The following is a 251-nucleotide window of genomic DNA, read 5'->3' on the forward strand; positions in this document are numbered from 1 at the left end:
AGAAAAAATAAATGGGCACACTATTCGAAAGGATAGGTCGCAAAGCTAAGAGTCTAAGGTAATGAAAATTACTATGATAGTCTGGTTGCAGTTTGGATTTTCACACATGTTGTGATGTATGAAAATCGAAGAGGCAACCAGGCTTTTTATTTTTTAGGAATACACATTATGATTGTAAATTTAGTCGATTAATACATCTAATATTCGAAATATTCAGTACAAAGAAAGTGGGGGAGGGAAGTACATTGCAA

1 riboswitch is annotated in these 251 nt (G+C 33.5%).

Annotation, left to right across the window (positions count from 1 at the left end):
- The first annotated feature begins 4 nt into the window (after positions 1-4).
- A riboswitch (cyclic di-GMP riboswitch) is annotated at positions 5-93 on the plus strand.
- Positions 94-251: the final 158 nt, after the last annotated feature.

The organism is Bacillus cereus group sp. BfR-BA-01524 (genome assembly GCF_022662595.1).
Lineage (GTDB): Bacteria > Bacillota > Bacilli > Bacillales > Bacillaceae_G > Bacillus_A > Bacillus_A thuringiensis_S.